The organism is Butyrivibrio hungatei DSM 14810 (genome assembly GCF_900143205.1).
In the GTDB taxonomy this organism is placed as follows: domain Bacteria; phylum Bacillota; class Clostridia; order Lachnospirales; family Lachnospiraceae; genus Butyrivibrio; species Butyrivibrio hungatei.
On the sequence record NZ_FRDH01000008.1, the window covers coordinates 82,533 to 97,324 of the forward strand.

The window sequence follows — 14,792 nt, forward strand, 5'->3', positions numbered from 1 at the left end:
TAAGTCCCTATAAAAATGAATTAAACTTTTTAGCCTTGAAAACTTTAATTCATTTCAAAAATCATGCAAATATCAAAAGAAAGAGAGGGAGAAACCTAGTTTTCTCCCTCTTAAACTCCCTCTTCCTAAGCTGCAAGTGGTTTCAAAGACAGGGCAGCCCCAACGTACCAGGACGCATGCGAGAAAGCGTTGTACAGAACGACAGCACGACCACAAAGGAAACTGTCGCTGCAGTCGCCACCGACACGGGCATAATTGCTCTGACCATTGTTAAACCACAAGCCATCACAGTAATATGTGGTCTCACTTCCACTGGCTGTTGTGGGGATCATGGAACCATCAGAGCCATACTTTGCTTTGTTGTAACAATTTCCAGATGTTCCAGTAGGAGTTGCACTTGCTATTGTGATATATCCTGAGCCTGTTGCATCATAGCCGACCTGATTGGAGCCATCAGCCTTTGACCATGTCCACTTGATTTTCTGTGTTCCAGAGACATTGAGCCAACCTGCTGTCCTTCTCCACTGGTTGCCCCAGTAATTCTCCATGCCAAAGACCTTGACACCCTTGCCTGTTCCATTTGTACCATAGAACATGCCTTTTCCATTCATGGTGCCAGTTTGTAAGAGGTGACTAGCCTGTGAGCCTCCTGTGTAGTGACCATTGCCAAACTGAGCCTGAACATTCATGTTGCGCCCAATCATCAAAAGTAAGACATCAATCATCATTCTGTCTGCAAAGACTTCTGTGTACCATTCTGTCTTGCTGTTCACATTGTTGGCTGTTGCATAAGTAACCTCTGTTGAGCCAGCAACATTGTTCAGGATGCTCTGCCCTGAGATTGACCTGAGCTTGCTGGAGATATTGACTCCATTGTACTTGGCAGTGTAGCAATGGGGAATCAAGTTGCCATCAGGATCATAGAATGACCATGCATGGAAATCAGAATCAACCTGCCTGTCTGCAACATAAAATGTTGCTGAGAAAGCATCTCCTGTGTCAGGCACACACTTAATCCATATCTGTTTGCCATCTCTGCCCCACTCCATCATGGCATTTCCACCATAGGAGGTGTTAGCAACATCTGAGGCTGTGCCATCTGCTTTCTTGGTCTCATCATCCTCATTAAGGTAATAGTCAACCTGACCATTATATTTGACCATGCATGAGCGAGGGACAAAGAAATCATCAACGAGATTCCATGATCCAGCATTGAGCTTATTGGTTGAGTAGTTCATGGATGCAGGTGTGAAATCATAGTTGTCAACATTTCGCCCATTATACTGGACATGATAAGAAATCATGTCAGCAGGTACAGACTCATTTCCGTTGATGTGGAATCCATAAATTGTATAATATGAAATCTCAACAGAATAGGTTGTCTGAGCTGAGACAACAACCTCCTCCTCAAATGTGTCTCCACCATATGTGACAGTGAATGTGTAAGTGTCAGGAGCCTTGGCATTGAACACTGCCAGTCCCTGATCCGAGAATGTGACTGTGCCAACAGTGTGCTGCTCAGAGTCTGTGACAACTACCTGCTGCCCATGAAACTCACTTGATGGAGTTGTGATGTTCACAGTCGCATTCCAGAAATTGATCTCAAACTCATAATTTCCAAAATACGGAATCTGAACAATCTTGCTTGCAGTGTCTATTGTATCTGTTGATGAGATGGTGCACTGACCAATAAACTCAACAACCCTGAGTTGACAGGTCTTGTTGCTGTCAAACACTCCTGTCTTTGTGTGCCCCTGTGAATCTGTAAGGATGACAGGTTTTCCAATGAGAGCTGTCTCATCTGTTGTGACTGTGATAATTGACCCTGACAGACCATCCTCTCTGAGCTCATCAATCTCATTCTGGAGATGTCCAGCAGCATCCTCTGACAACTGGTCTTTCATCTCATCAAACCATGCCTCAAATGCTGCCTGTTGTGTAAGCTCCCAAGCCTCAAATCCTGCTGCCCTTGTTGCCTTAAACTCAGCAAGGTATGCATCAAACTGAGTCTTGAGCTGGTTAAAATCAAAGGTGTCAACAGGAGTGATAACTAGACCGCAAACTGTCAAGTCCTCTCTCTTATCTGTGATAATGCTCTGTGTGATCTGGGTTGCACCTGCTGCCACATAAATCTCTGCAAGCACCAGCTGATAAACTCCATTTTCTCTCACAGGAGCTGTTGGTGTTGGGTCTGTAGCATATCCACCCTTTACCACCTTAAGTGTAATTTCTCTGTTTGTGTCGTTTCTCTCTACAACAACAGTGTCTATTCTGTTATAGGTTGCATCTGCTGTCTCAATAATGAGTGTTGTGTTTGCATCAAAGAGCCTGACTTTGCCCTCAACATTGGCATATCCAGTCTGGACTGTGACAGTCATGTTGTTATTTGCAAGGACTTCAAGGTCTCCCTGAAAGACGCCTGTTGTAAAGAATTTCCTTAACCATTCTGAAAAAGAGTCAGCATCATATGTTCTATCATCCTGCTGCTGTGAGTCTTTTTCAGAGTTAAAGAAATATCCATAATCTTTTCCGTTTGCTGACATTTATTTGTCCTCCCAATCAATTGTTTCTGATAGTGGATTCCCCAGTGTGGGTGTTACTGTCATGAGACCATTCTCATAAATCTCCTGAACAGCTGTTATCCTCATGTTGACTGCAATATCCCATGAGTCTTTTTTAACTGTGACAATATCTCCAAGGTCATAGTCTTTTCTGTAGGTGAAATTGACATCTGGCTGTGTCTCATACTCAAAAGAGCTAACAAATCCATTTGACTCAAGATATTCAAGTCCTCTCTGTGTGAGTGCTGCCTCATACTGAGCCTGTGTCAAATCCTCACTTGATATATCCGAGGCATTGACTGTGTCCTCCCTAAGGTCAAGACCCTCACCAACCCCAACCTCAACCCATGTCCTAGCAGAGCCCTCACCCTGACCGCCAACATAAACCTTTGTCTTAAAGCCTTGGCTGTTCTCTGTATAGATAGCTGAGTTGAGATTGTCATACATCTCAGAAAAGATAACCCTGTTGTTGACTCCCTGAGTTATACTCTTGTCTGTTCCCTTGTATATCTCAAAGATGATCTGCTTGGAGTTAAAGTCAGGTCTGAAACGAAATCCCCAAGAAAAGGACTTGGCAATCTTGGACATGTAAGTCAGGAGATTCTTATATGTGCACTGGAAAGAGATTTCATCAGTAAAGCCATTAAGAGACCCCAAGACAACTCTTGGGATTGCCTCTGTGTCCTCTGACAAGAGCTGCCTCATTATAAGCTCTGCATTTCCTATATATGAATGAGTCCCTTTTATAACCCTCCTATCCATATATGAGACAAGAAACCGCCCTTTTACTGTAATCTCGTTTTTCTCGTTGGACTCCTCAAGGATGATGTATTCAATGACTCCTGCATCAGTAAAGCCTGTCTTATAGACAAGGTTGCCAACCCTTAAGAGATTCCTGTTTCTTTCCGTGATAGGGACATGGATTTCAAAATCTCCTGCCTCGTTATACCTTCTTGTCCAGATGAATGAGACCTGATTCTCAATCACTCCCAAAAGGTCAAGCTCTGAATCATAAATGCGTATCTCCATATCATACCCCCAGATATTTCTCTCTATATGTGAGTTTGACTGTCATATATGCCTCTCCTGACTCAGCAGCATAACCAATTGTGTTTATTCCTGCTATAAGCTGGATAAACTCTGACTCCTCATCCAGATACTCATTGATCTCTGTGGTGACTCCCTCATGGGTGAGCATGACTTTTTTGTTGTTGGTCTCTGTGGTGATAGTAAGGACATCTCCTGAGACCATATTCATAGGATGAGCCAGTGTGCCAACCTTGATAAAGTTTCCTGTCTCAACCTGAGTGATTGATGGATTGTGGACAGCACCATTTGCAATGATCTCTATTGTGAGACCTATGCCCTTGGCACCTGAATAATTCTCAATGGTCTTTAACTTCTCATTGATTCTGGCACCAAATGTCTCTCCCTCAGCTGTGAAAGCATGGATAAACTTAAATCCACTCTCCCAGCCTGCCATGGTGAGAGTGATGTCTGATGTTGCCCTAAAAAATGGATCAGGGCAAATCAGGGAGACAGTTGCTGTCCTTACCTTGTCGATTGAGTCAGGATCAATCTTTTCAACATAGTAGTCAATAACTCTGTCTACTCCGTCCTCAGAGTATATGAGAGTCCCTTTTGTGTCTGGTGGGAATAACTGATAGAGCTGATATCTATTGAGCCTGTGGTTGGATTTATCTTTCAGAGTGAGCACAATGTTTCTCTTTGAAACCACTGTTCCCTGATAGGTGGCACCATCATTCATGGTGTTGTCTGATATACCAACTTTGTTAATAACTGTGTAAATCCCATCACAGTCTGCCAAAAGATAAGGAGAGAATGAGCTGCCAAATGTGGCAGCCATTCCCTCATTGTTCTTGCATGTGATTTTTCTGTTCATTTAGACACCTCTCAAAGCCAGCACCATGTTTCTGGTGGCATTTCTTGTCTGTCTTGCAACCTCTGATGCAGTAAGAGCCTTTGGTGAATAGATGTTGACAGTCTGATTGTAGCCTCCATAATTTGTGCCACCCTCTCCTGCCATTGTCTGAGCTGAATATGCTGAATTTGTAGAAAGAGCTGAGAGCCCACTTGATGTGGCTGTCACAAGAGCTCTGTCTGTCATGTCTCTTATCGCTTTGTCCACAACTCCCATGTTCTGCTCAATTCCGCTTGCTATACCAGCAGGAATCCATTTTCCGACACTATCTCTGAAAGCCTTGCTTGGAGACTCAATGCCCAGTGCATCCTTAGCTCCTTGCAAAAGATTTCCTGCAAGGTCTTTGACTGAATCAACAAGCCAGCTCCAACCTTCTGAAATGCCATTCCAGATTCCTTTGACTATGTTTCCGCCTATCTCAAGGAATTTGCTGGGTAAATCAGCAATAGCTCCCACTAGCTGTGACCCAAGAGCCCTTATCCTTGATGGCAGTGTCTGGATTCCGTTGACCAGATTGTTAAAGAAACCTTGTGCTGACTCAGTAGCTTTCTGCATGAACTGTGTTGCAAAAGTAGTCACTCCTGTGACAACATTGTTCCATATCTGCTGGAGATTTGATGGGAGCTCCAAAAAGAATTTGATAAATGAGCCTATAGCAAATCCTGCCCAGTATGCCAGAGTTGTGGGGAGCTGTGACAACCACTCACCTATTGATGTGAGAATATTGGAGCAGGTCTGACCGATATTTGAAACAAACTCAGCTCCTTTTGCAAGCAGAAACTCTCCAATCTGCAGCAATATGGAGCCAACAGCCTCAAGAAACATTCCACCATACTCAATTATCACGCTCACCAGTTTCATGATAATCTCAGGGAGTTTTTCAATCAAAATCGGTGCTGCCAATATGAGCCCCTGTCCAATTGCTATCATGATCTGAATTGCTGCATCAATCAGTAAATCCAGATTGTCAACCAGCATCTGACAAATCTGGACTACTACCTCAGTGATTTTTGGAATGAGCACTGGTGCCATTTCAACAAAACCCTGAGCCAGCCCCAAGAGTATCTGCAAGGCACCCTCTGCCAGCTGAGGCAGACAGTCTAAAAATGCAAGAGACAGCTGCTCAACTATAGTTACCGCTGCTGAAATAATGACATCTAAGTTGTCAAGGAGACCTTTTCCAAGAGCCTCAAGCAGTCGCAATCCTGCATCCACCATGTCAGGCAACATCTTAATTACCATGTTCAAGCCATCTGAGAGGATTTCTCCAAATGCCTCCATAGCACCAGAAAGACCGCCCTCCTGAAAGGCTCCTGTGATCTTGGAAAGCCCATCAGTGCCAAATCGCACAAATTCTCTCAAGGTAGGTGTCAAAGCATCAGAGATTGCTATCTGTGCACCTTCAAGAGCTGACTGAAAAAGCGTCATGTCACCTGCTAAATTATTCAGCTGTGTATCTGCCATCTCTTTAGCTGCTTTATCTGAGTTCTCAATAGCAGCTGAGAGCTCATCATATCTGTCAGCTGTTGTCCCAAGGAGCGCCTTAATAGATGCAAGGTCAGTCTTATTGAACATGGCTGACAAAGTCTCAGTTTTTTCCTGATCCGTCATTCCATCCATGGCAGCATTGAGCTCACCAAAGACTGTTGGCAAATCTCTCAGCTGTCCGCTGGCATCATAGGCAGAGACCCCAAGCTGTTCCCAAGCTGCTGCTGCCTTGTCTGTTGTCGGTGTCATGGAAAGCATGATATTTCTGAGGTGCGTACCTGCCTCACTTCCTTTGATACCATTGTCAGCAAGGACACCAAGAACTGTGGAAAGCTCTGTTGTTCCACCACTTAAGTCTCTTGCATTTGCACCTATCTTAAGGAAAGCCTCTCCTAACTGTTCAACAGATGTGTTTGAATTTGATGAGGCTGCTGCCATCTGGTCAACCATCACACCTGTTTCCTCAATAGAAAGACCAAGAGCTGTCTGGGCATCTGTTACCATGTCTGATGCTCTTGCAAGGTCAATGGAGCCAGCTGATGCCAGATTGAGAACATTGGGCAGCATTGCCATTGATGTTTCAGCGTCATATCCTGCGAGTGCCATATAATTCAAGGCATCTGCTGACTCTGATGCTGAAAAGGCTGTTGTGCGTCCCATTTCCTGTGCAAAGTCTCTCAGAGCCTCCATGGAGCTCATGGTCTGCCCATTGTACTCAATCATTTTATTCGCTTTGTCTCCCATGGTTGCATAGACCTGAGACATAGAGCTATCAAAATTCATTCCAGCATCAACAGCAGACTTTGCAAAAGCTCCTGCTGCTGTCATAGCTGCGCCTAGTGCTGCTGTGCCTACTTTGGCAGCTGTTCCAAGTGCTCCTCCAAGTGCGCTCCCATAACTGGCAGTACCACCTGAGATAGCATCAGAAATCTTGTTTTCTATTCCTTTTGCATTCGGCTCAATCTGTATATACGCTGTTCCGATTGTATCTGCCATATTGAAACCTCTTATCTTTCAAATGATTTCATGTAAGCGTCAAAATCCTCAACTGAGGCAAAGAGCATATATTCATCTTTCTTTTCAGGATGCATGAGCTCTTTCAAGATGCTCTTTTCCTTGTACCTTCTGCCCTTTGCTGCATCCTTTGTTCTGCTCCATGCTATAAAGCCGAGGGAATCTGCCATCCTTGCAAAGAGTGCCTGTTCAAGAGTTATCTTGCACTTAGCAAAGTGCATTTTTACTCTTGAATCATCTCTTAAACCTAAAGAAAAAACTGCCACCAAAGATGGTGGCAGCTCTTTATAGTGTAAGATATGATAGGTCTCTGCAAGGTCACAGATTAACTTATCCTCACACTCACTTATAATGCGTGCGAGGATCAGGAGTTTTTTAATTCTTTTGCCTGTTCAAGAATCTCAAAGAGCTCTTTCCTTAATGCCTCTGTTGGGATAAAACCATCTGAATAGGACTTGATGTGTTCCATCAGGGCATCCTTATTGTCAGCCAAAAGAAATGTGATAAGGTCAGCTGTTCCCTTGACTCTTTTCATGTTATCAGGAGAGTCAGCATAAGCTATTGCCTCCATGATCCTCCAATCATCAAGGAGCCTCTTATCATATGAAAACTTAAAACCTGTGCTTGTTGTACCTTTTACCATAGATTACTCCTTTGTCGTGCTTACTGGGCTGCTAAATACTCATCATGAGTCGCACCATCAGAATTAGGATAAGCACTTACTGTGATTCCATATGCGATAGCATCGGAATCATTGTATGTGATCTCCTCTCTTGAGGTGACTGCTCCATCAGCAATGACTATCCTCTTTTTCTTGTTGCCTCTTAAGGCAATCTCAAACACCCAGACTCTCTCCTCAGGATCATCTGCCTTAACAGTGATCTTGGTCACTCCTGTCTGGTCATCCACAGTGACATTGTTCTCACCATAGACTCTCTTGAGAACTTCCACATTCTCAGACTCAATGAGTTTGAGTGTGAAATTATCAGAAAGACCATTGAGTGAACGATAAACAGTAAGTCCACCCCAAGCCTTGATCTCAGAGATATCAAGCTCATTGGCATTTGCCAAGCCATCCTCAGAGACATGTCCAAGGCACTCAAAAGCACTTGAGAGGGCTGTTGTTGCATCAGTTGGCAATGCTGTGCCAAGAGGAGCTGTGAAAACAGCACCTGTGACCATCGGCTTACCAGTTGAAACATTTGCTGCATTGTTTCCCATGATTTAATCCTCCGTATAATAAAGATTAAAGATGCACTCATGTGTGTATCTCTTAGTAACTGTATCTATTCTCTGTCCACCTCCTCCACATTTGCTGGAGCTGACATTTGAAAGCTCAATAATGTCAAACATGGCATCCTTGACTTTCTTGTTTAGCTTTCCTGCATTTTCAAAGGTAGTTGAGACAGACTTAATATTGAGCGTGCAAGCGTCAATAAAATTGACCCTCCCATTATCTATTGTCTGGACTATGACATACTCATCAATTTTTCTTGTGGGCTCCTCTGCGTAAACAGGGACATTTAGTTTCTCATTAAGATATCCAATTACCACACTTTCTATCATGATGGATTCTCCTTAGTGTTGGGATATATAACAGCCTTTGCTCTGTCAAACCCAATAAATGGCTTGATATGATGGCTTGAATCACTCATTGACTGAGCTTTATTTGTAACTAATGTGAGCATTCCCTGAGACTGCAACACCTGCCTCCTGAAAGCTCCTTTATCCAGCTCAAACTTAACCTCACTCATAAGCTGTCACCTTCACTTTTTTATTCCATGGAAAGTCTTTCCCCATGAAATCCCCCATATATTCCTGAGGGAGTCCGACTGTGCGCCACTTCCTGCCATAAAACTCAACAGTTGTGTTCTCCCAGTTGTGGTTGTCATCCTTGGGAATAGCCAGAACATAAGAGATTGTCTTTCCTGAGAGGTTATACTCATTTAAGATATCATCAGATGTTGGCTGACCAACCACAACATTTTCAATTGTGACTGGCATTTCCTCAGTGATCTCCCTATTATAGGAGTCAGTCCCTGTGGCAACCTGCTCATTAAGAATTATTGGAATCCCCTTGATCTCCATAAATATCCACCGCCCTGATTTTTTGTCCTTGTAATCCAAGCAACTTAAGCTCTGAATTTTTGATAAACAAACCACCACCAGCACTTAAGAATGTGCCTTGAACACTATAGCCATTGACTGACTGTGAGTATTGTGTCATGGCTGGGCTGTCATCAGTTGCTGATGTCATTTCACGCTTGACCACATCACACACAACCGCAATATATAACCCCTGTCTGGGCTCATAGTCTGCAATCATGGCATCAAGGTCAAGTCCCCTGTCATGAGCATATACATGGAGTGCATTTTCAACATCTGTGATGTAGGTCTGAGCCTTAGTCATCTCATCATTTGAAAGACTCCTCCATCTTGCAATCAAATCATTAACTGTAACATTCATGTTCTTATCCTCTTATGCCTTTTTAGTGGCTTTCTTTGTGGCTTTTTTGGGTTTTTCTTCCTCTGCCTGTTTAATAACAGGAGAGGACTCAATAGCAATCAAGTCCTCTCCATGGCATTCTGCATCAGAGTCAAAGACAAACCCAGTCTTTGTGTTCTGATATCTCATGCTCTCACCTCTCAGACAATAACTCTTGCAAAGGATGCTGCATCAAAGATTGCCCATCCAAGGTATGCCTCACCTCTAAGATATACCTGATTGTGACCCTTAAGGTCAGAGCCAGAGTTATCAGGATCACCATATTCGATAACCTCAACAGTGATATCCTTGCCAAAGCCCCACTTGAACATGTTAGCGAAATCACCAACAATGGCATGGTCAACAATAGCTGCAGTGGCAGCTGCTGTTGCCTTAACTGCTGTCTGAACAGTCTTGTTGATTGAGAGTGCCTGTGTTCCAAGGCTTGCAGGCTGTCCGCCAAATGCAAAATCAGGATAGAGCTTTTCTCCATTCTGCTTTGTCATTGCTGCAAGGGCTGCTCTTACTGTAGGGCTGATTGCCATTCCAGTAACATCACCCTCTCCACCTTCAACCAGCGCAATGGCTGCCTCAAGGTTTGCATCAGCTGTTGAGCTGTTGCCAAGATATGTGACAGTGTTTGTAACCTTGATGTCAAAGCTGTTAGCCTTAACAAGGTCAGAAAGTACCTTTGATCTAGGGTTGATACCATGCATTGCTGCCATGTCAAGACCAGATGCAAGTTTCTTTGCAAAGCCCTCATTGAACGCTGTGAGAATGTCCACCTTCTTCTCATCTGATGCAATCATGAACTCATCAGAGATTCTTGCGCCATACTCAAACTTAACAGGGATGATGGTAATAGGATCAATGGTGACACCACCGTGACTCTTTGCTCCATTCTCTGCCACAATGTCAACATCAGAGTCCATTGTGAATGTGAACTCCTTATTTCCTGTGAACTCAACAGGAGTCTGCTGTCCAAGGAGTGCCAGGGATGACTTTCCCTTAACCTTTGAGATAAGGTCTGTCACAAGAGTAGGATCATAAACTGTAACATTAGCTGCCATAATTTTTTACCTCATTCTTTCTTAAGATTTTCAACCAGCTTTTTCATACTGGCTCTAACTTCCCCACCTGTCTCAGAATCTCCTGACTCTGGGTCTCTAAGTGGAGCTGTGCCTTTTTTTGATATAAATGGTTTCATAGCCTCAGCATCCTTGCGGATTTCTTCCTCTGTTTCACCATTTATTCTATTTGCAAGCTCATACGGAATGCCAAGCTCATGGGCTATCCTGCTCTTAACCGAGGCAGTTTCGTATGCTTTAACCTTGGACTCAAGACCAGTCAAATCATTCTTTGCCTTGTCTCGCTCCTCCTCAGCACTCTTGAGCGAATTGCCAAGCTCAGTGTTTTTGTCTGTCAGCTCTTTGGTCTTTGCCTCAAAGTCCTCAGGGCTGATATAACCTTTGTATTTCTCCTCTGTTTTTTCCGTTGCTGATTTCTCAGCTCTTGCAACCCTGTCTTTAATGACAGCGTCAAGTTGTTCCTGTGTTTCAATTGGTGTAAACGACATTAAAGTTTCCCTCCTACTTTTCCGCTGTAGTTGCGTTTTAATATTTGATTTGTTGCTTTGCTGCCTCCTTATCCTTGGACGCTAACCAGTGAGCCAAGATAACAGAATCCATCAGGGCAATTTCTGTGTCAGGTTTGAGAGCTGAATAACCAAAGCCACCCTTGTTTCCTATTGTTCTCTTTTCACAGTTGGAAACAATATTGGTGAGCTCCTCCTGTCCCATATGGACAATGGTTTTCTTGAAAACAGCTTGCTCAAATATCGAATTTGCCTCAACAACCTCTGCCACAGTTGGCAGGATAGGCTTTTTTAGCTTTGCCTCTTTCATTGCTGGGATCATCAGAGGCTGTCCATTTGCTCCATCAATAGCAACCTTTGCCACATTCTGAGCTTGGGATAACCAGTCTATGATCCATCCGATACCCTCTCGCATACTCTTGCAATCAATGACCTCAACAAAGATTTTCTTGTTTTTGGTCTTTATGGCAATTGCCATAGAGCAATTAGTCCCATCCCTTCCAAACTTGATTCCAACAAATAACTTGTGATTTAAAAACTCAGGGAGTTTCTTTGCCATCATCTGCTGCCATTCAACTTTGGAGATGGCTGACTTGAGGTTATGCTGCAACCACAGTCCAAGTCTCTGGATATTAAAGTCAGTCACATCACCTGTTATCTCATCCTCAATACTTCTTTCAGTGAAAATAACATTGATTGATGGGTTTGTCCGATACCAAAGAATTTTATCCATTGGGTCAGACAGCTCAGGGACAGACCACTCAGCCCAGCCTGTGTTTTTCTTGATTCCTTTAAGAGCATCATTCCTGAAATTAAGAAAGACTGTTCCAGAGCTAACTGCTGTTGGTGGAGTCCCACAAAAAATAGTCTGTGGATTCTTGGAGTCAGTAACAACATACTTGAGTGCTGATTCCTGCTCATCTGTATATTCCTGCGCCTCATCAATTATCAGCAGGTCAAAACCTTCTCCAAGACCACCTTTTCCTGATCTTGTCCTGAAATCGACTGAGCCACCATTTTTGCCAAGAACAACAATTCTTTCAAGACCGAATTGCTTTGAATAGGTGTAGCACTTATCATAAGCCCCTGATAATATATCCTCTTTCTTGGGTCTCTGGACTTCTGTATAGCCCAAATCATCCAAAAGAGTTGTGAGCCTGACTGATGCTGAATGAGATGTGGTTGTTCTATGTGCTGTGTGGAGCACTCTTTCACCATGGGTCAGAGCGTATAGCTCTCTCATGGCTATGATCTCATTCTTTCCATTTCGTCTTGGCACTGAATATCCATACTTTGTATGAACCCATAGACCATCTTTATTGATTGCCAGAATATTATTTAGTTGTTTTCTCTGCCAACTCTGGCAAACCCTCCCAGTTTGCTCATATAGAGTCTGCGCCTCTTTGCCTCTGGTAGTGCGGTAATGGAGCACAACCTGTTGAGTAGGAGTCTGATTACCCTTTTTCATGGCATCATTCCTCCTATTTTTCTATAACAAAAGAGCTAGGGCATTGCGCCTTAGCTCTTAGTTATCAAAACACTGTTCTATTATTGAATGCTATCATATGTGCTATGCAAGTATTCAACAAGCTCCTCATGTAATTTTAGAATTTCCTGAGGAGTATCTTTTTTAAAAACACCTGCCCCTATTTCCCAAGGAGCAATCTGTCTTTTTATCTTTTTTATTCTTTCTGGGTAATCAACTATTGCCATTATTCCCACCTGCCTATTGCATTCACTGTCCTATATTCAGTCAGTACCTCATCAAATCTCCCAATTTCATACATGTCTTTTGCATAACTGGATATCTCACCTACATTGTATATATCGACTCCAATTTGTTCAAGCATTACTTTTGAGCTTATTTTTTGACTGTCAATATAGGTATTCTGATCTGTGTAAATTCCACCTTTATTGATAAAATCCTGAAAATCTTTAGCATGGTATGACTCATGCACCAATACATATTGTTGCTTGTTTTTATCAATAGTGGGTTTTATAAATATCGTGTTACTCCCAGCGTCAAACCTGCCAACAGTCTTGGGTTGTAATTCTGAATCCCCAATAATAACAAACTTAGGGCAATTAACATCTGATAATCTTGTCAGCTCTTTTGCTTTGTCAATTTGATTTTCTATTCTGTGTAACTCTTTTGGTTTAACAGATGCATTGTCAGAAAGATATATTTCATTTCTGCTCCCCTTGATTGCAGTTGATGTGATAGTTTCTCCTTTTGTCTGAGCTGAATACTTTTTATCTGGGTCTCTTTCAACCTTCTTATAGTCTTGATTGTATTTTTCAGAAAACTCAATGCGCTGATTCCTCTTTTCAGCCTCACCCTGATCTCTGAATGTGTGTGCCACTCCACCAGACTCATAAGCTGTCAGTTTTTTTCCATTGTAGTCCAGAGAACACCTGCAATTATCATGTCTCATAAAGACCTCTCTTGGGACTGATGGATAAATATACTCTCCTGTGAGACCATCACACCATTTGCAACAGTCAGAACCACCATACCTGACAACCTTTGCCCTGATTCCTGCCTTATGCTGAAACTTGGCATTTTTCTTGACAGTGTCATCAACAACACTGCGAGCATGTGTCTTGACAGGCTCATTAAGGAGCCACTTTGCATTGTCCACATTGTCCTCAGATGCAAGTCTCTGGACAAATCCGTCTATCCTGTCCTCATCAAGGTCTGCTCTTTGTGCTTTTAAGCGGATTCCTGCATTATCATTTATTGCCTTTTGCACCTGCTCCGCAAAATCAGCAATCATTTCATGATCCGTCCCCAGAGAGTCAGTCATGACTCTTTCAGCAATGTTGTAATACATTTTGCCATCTGGGAGGACTTCTGAGCTAATCTCTGACTGGAATGCATTTGCCCTTGCTGTGCCAACTGCCTCTGCATACTTGTAAGCATCTGTATAGGTGGCAGTCCCAGCCTCAATCTTTTTGACCAGTGCTCTCATGTTAGCATCTTTAATACAATTCTTTTCAAACTCATCATTGATATTTTTAATCAGCTCTGGGCAAATATCTTTCATTGTGACCTCAACTCATATTCTCAAGTCCCTTTATGATATTGGATGCATCAAAGCTCTTAATTGACTTGAGCTGTTCAATGATCCTTGAGACAGTCTCCTTGACCAGTGTTTTCTTGTCATCAGAGATATTCTTAACAGCACTCACAAGGTCTGTGAGCGTTGACTGTATGCTTTCAATCTTGGCTGCTGTGTCTGTCCCACTAGTTGCTGTTGTTCCAGTGCTTGCCGATGTCCCAACACTAGATTTAGAGCTCCCTGAGCTGCTGCCTCCTGAGCTCTTTGACCCTCCGCTTGACTTACTGCTGCCACCTGCTGCCTTGGAGCTCCCTTTAGAGCTTGTGGTTTTCTCCTTGGCAAACTCAGACTTTGACCTGATATTCCTTATTTCCTGCAAAGCCTTGTTCTGATATTCTTTTCTGATGGCATCTTTCTCAGCCTGATTCTTTGCTCCCTTAAGGGCAGCATTCATCTCAGCTTGGAGTTTTTCCTTGACTAGGGCAACCTCCATTTTCCCAGCATCATTGAGCCCAGCAGTTGTCAGACCAATGATCCTTGTAGCCTTGGCAGATGTTTTCTTTTTGCCCTTCTTTCTGCCCTTCTTTTTCCCCTTTTTCGTGTAATTCTCATAATATTCATGAGCCTTAGCTGCATCATAAGCCAT

18 protein-coding genes are annotated in these 14,792 nt (G+C 43.1%); all 18 read right to left on the minus strand.

What is annotated here, in order from left to right; all coding sequences use genetic code 11:
* Positions 1-125: 125 nt before the first annotated feature.
* On the minus strand, positions 126-2,543 hold the full coding sequence (locus BUA02_RS10450; RefSeq protein WP_072703749.1) for a hypothetical protein: 2,418 nt from the start codon (positions 2,541-2,543) through the stop codon (positions 126-128).
* Positions 2,544-3,590, minus strand: a complete 1,047-nt coding sequence (locus tag BUA02_RS10455; RefSeq protein ID WP_072703752.1) for a siphovirus ReqiPepy6 Gp37-like family protein — start codon at positions 3,588-3,590, stop codon at positions 2,544-2,546.
* 1 nt (position 3,591) lies between these two features.
* The gene (locus tag BUA02_RS10460; RefSeq protein ID WP_072703755.1) at positions 3,592-4,464 is read right to left on the minus strand and encodes a phage distal tail protein; all 873 of its coding nucleotides are present in this window, start codon (positions 4,462-4,464) and stop codon (positions 3,592-3,594) included.
* Positions 4,465-6,987: a phage tail tape measure protein gene (locus BUA02_RS10465; RefSeq protein ID WP_072703759.1), complete on the minus strand. Its 2,523-nt coding sequence runs from the start codon at positions 6,985-6,987 to the stop codon at positions 4,465-4,467.
* 11 nt (positions 6,988-6,998) lie between these two features.
* Positions 6,999-7,226, minus strand: a complete 228-nt coding sequence (locus BUA02_RS16110) for a DUF5361 domain-containing protein (RefSeq protein WP_083572735.1) — start codon at positions 7,224-7,226, stop codon at positions 6,999-7,001.
* A 143-nt stretch (positions 7,227-7,369) separates the two neighbouring features.
* Positions 7,370-7,648, minus strand: coding sequence for a hypothetical protein (locus tag BUA02_RS10475; protein WP_072703765.1), 279 nt, complete (start codon positions 7,646-7,648; stop codon positions 7,370-7,372).
* A gap of 20 nt (positions 7,649-7,668) precedes the next feature.
* On the minus strand, positions 7,669-8,226 hold the full coding sequence (locus tag BUA02_RS10480) for a phage tail tube protein (RefSeq protein ID WP_072703767.1): 558 nt from the start codon (positions 8,224-8,226) through the stop codon (positions 7,669-7,671).
* Positions 8,227-8,229: 3 nt separating this feature from the next.
* On the minus strand, positions 8,230-8,571 hold the full coding sequence (locus tag BUA02_RS10485) for a hypothetical protein (protein ID WP_072703769.1): 342 nt from the start codon (positions 8,569-8,571) through the stop codon (positions 8,230-8,232).
* Positions 8,568-8,759, minus strand: a complete 192-nt coding sequence (locus tag BUA02_RS10490; RefSeq protein WP_072703772.1) for a hypothetical protein — start codon at positions 8,757-8,759, stop codon at positions 8,568-8,570. Before BUA02_RS10490 ends, BUA02_RS10485 begins: the two co-directional genes overlap by 4 nt.
* On the minus strand, positions 8,752-9,093 hold the full coding sequence (locus BUA02_RS10495; RefSeq protein ID WP_072703775.1) for a hypothetical protein: 342 nt from the start codon (positions 9,091-9,093) through the stop codon (positions 8,752-8,754). Before BUA02_RS10495 ends, BUA02_RS10490 begins: the two co-directional genes overlap by 8 nt.
* A complete protein-coding gene (locus BUA02_RS10500; protein ID WP_072703778.1) occupies positions 9,062-9,472 on the minus strand; it encodes a Gp19/Gp15/Gp42 family protein in 411 nt (136 codons plus the stop codon). The genes BUA02_RS10495 and BUA02_RS10500 overlap by 32 nt, the downstream gene beginning before the upstream one ends.
* Positions 9,473-9,484: 12 nt before the next feature.
* Complete coding sequence (locus tag BUA02_RS15920) at positions 9,485-9,640, minus strand: hypothetical protein (RefSeq protein ID WP_178297653.1); 156 nt, start codon at positions 9,638-9,640, stop codon at positions 9,485-9,487.
* Between the two features lie 11 nt (positions 9,641-9,651).
* Entirely contained in the window at positions 9,652-10,560 is a 909-nt protein-coding gene (locus BUA02_RS10505) for a phage major capsid family protein (protein ID WP_072703781.1), read from the minus strand.
* Positions 10,561-10,571: 11 nt separating this feature from the next.
* Positions 10,572-11,066, minus strand: a complete 495-nt coding sequence (locus tag BUA02_RS10510; RefSeq protein ID WP_072703785.1) for a capsid assembly scaffolding protein Gp46 family protein — start codon at positions 11,064-11,066, stop codon at positions 10,572-10,574.
* A gap of 37 nt (positions 11,067-11,103) precedes the next feature.
* Complete coding sequence (locus BUA02_RS10515) at positions 11,104-12,552, minus strand: terminase (protein WP_072703789.1); 1,449 nt, start codon at positions 12,550-12,552, stop codon at positions 11,104-11,106.
* Between the two features lie 80 nt (positions 12,553-12,632).
* Positions 12,633-12,797: a hypothetical protein gene (locus BUA02_RS15925; RefSeq protein WP_178297654.1), complete on the minus strand. Its 165-nt coding sequence runs from the start codon at positions 12,795-12,797 to the stop codon at positions 12,633-12,635.
* Positions 12,797-14,131 (minus strand): hypothetical protein, encoded by a 1,335-nt coding sequence (locus tag BUA02_RS10520; protein WP_072703792.1) that lies wholly within the window; start codon positions 14,129-14,131, stop codon positions 12,797-12,799. Before BUA02_RS10520 ends, BUA02_RS15925 begins: the two co-directional genes overlap by 1 nt.
* 7 nt (positions 14,132-14,138) lie before the next feature.
* A complete protein-coding gene (locus BUA02_RS10525) occupies positions 14,139-14,792 on the minus strand; it encodes a hypothetical protein (protein WP_072703794.1) in 654 nt (217 codons plus the stop codon).

Coding starts and splice junctions, on each gene's coding strand:
- BUA02_RS10485 (WP_072703769.1), bottom strand. CDS start 8,571: ATGATAGAAAGTGTGGTAATTGGATATCTTAATGAGAAACTAAATGTC.
- BUA02_RS10495 (WP_072703775.1), bottom strand. CDS start 9,093: ATGGAGATCAAGGGGATTCCAATAATTCTTAATGAGCAGGTTGCCACA.
- BUA02_RS10505 (WP_072703781.1), bottom strand. CDS start 10,560: ATGGCAGCTAATGTTACAGTTTATGATCCTACTCTTGTGACAGACCTT.
- BUA02_RS10520 (WP_072703792.1), bottom strand. CDS start 14,131: ATGAAAGATATTTGCCCAGAGCTGATTAAAAATATCAATGATGAGTTT.
- BUA02_RS10450 (WP_072703749.1), bottom strand. CDS start 2,543: ATGTCAGCAAACGGAAAAGATTATGGATATTTCTTTAACTCTGAAAAA.
- BUA02_RS10460 (WP_072703755.1), bottom strand. CDS start 4,464: ATGAACAGAAAAATCACATGCAAGAACAATGAGGGAATGGCTGCCACA.
- BUA02_RS15925 (WP_178297654.1), bottom strand. CDS start 12,797: ATGGCAATAGTTGATTACCCAGAAAGAATAAAAAAGATAAAAAGACAG.
- BUA02_RS10500 (WP_072703778.1), bottom strand. CDS start 9,472: ATGAATGTTACAGTTAATGATTTGATTGCAAGATGGAGGAGTCTTTCA.
- BUA02_RS10510 (WP_072703785.1), bottom strand. CDS start 11,066: ATGTCGTTTACACCAATTGAAACACAGGAACAACTTGACGCTGTCATT.
- BUA02_RS10525 (WP_072703794.1), bottom strand. CDS start 14,792: ATGGCTTATGATGCAGCTAAGGCTCATGAATATTATGAGAATTACACG.
- BUA02_RS10465 (WP_072703759.1), bottom strand. CDS start 6,987: ATGGCAGATACAATCGGAACAGCGTATATACAGATTGAGCCGAATGCA.
- BUA02_RS10480 (WP_072703767.1), bottom strand. CDS start 8,226: ATGGGAAACAATGCAGCAAATGTTTCAACTGGTAAGCCGATGGTCACA.
- BUA02_RS16110 (WP_083572735.1), bottom strand. CDS start 7,226: ATGCACTTTGCTAAGTGCAAGATAACTCTTGAACAGGCACTCTTTGCA.
- BUA02_RS15920 (WP_178297653.1), bottom strand. CDS start 9,640: ATGAGATATCAGAACACAAAGACTGGGTTTGTCTTTGACTCTGATGCA.
- BUA02_RS10490 (WP_072703772.1), bottom strand. CDS start 8,759: ATGAGTGAGGTTAAGTTTGAGCTGGATAAAGGAGCTTTCAGGAGGCAG.
- BUA02_RS10515 (WP_072703789.1), bottom strand. CDS start 12,552: ATGAAAAAGGGTAATCAGACTCCTACTCAACAGGTTGTGCTCCATTAC.
- BUA02_RS10475 (WP_072703765.1), bottom strand. CDS start 7,648: ATGGTAAAAGGTACAACAAGCACAGGTTTTAAGTTTTCATATGATAAG.
- BUA02_RS10455 (WP_072703752.1), bottom strand. CDS start 3,590: ATGGAGATACGCATTTATGATTCAGAGCTTGACCTTTTGGGAGTGATT.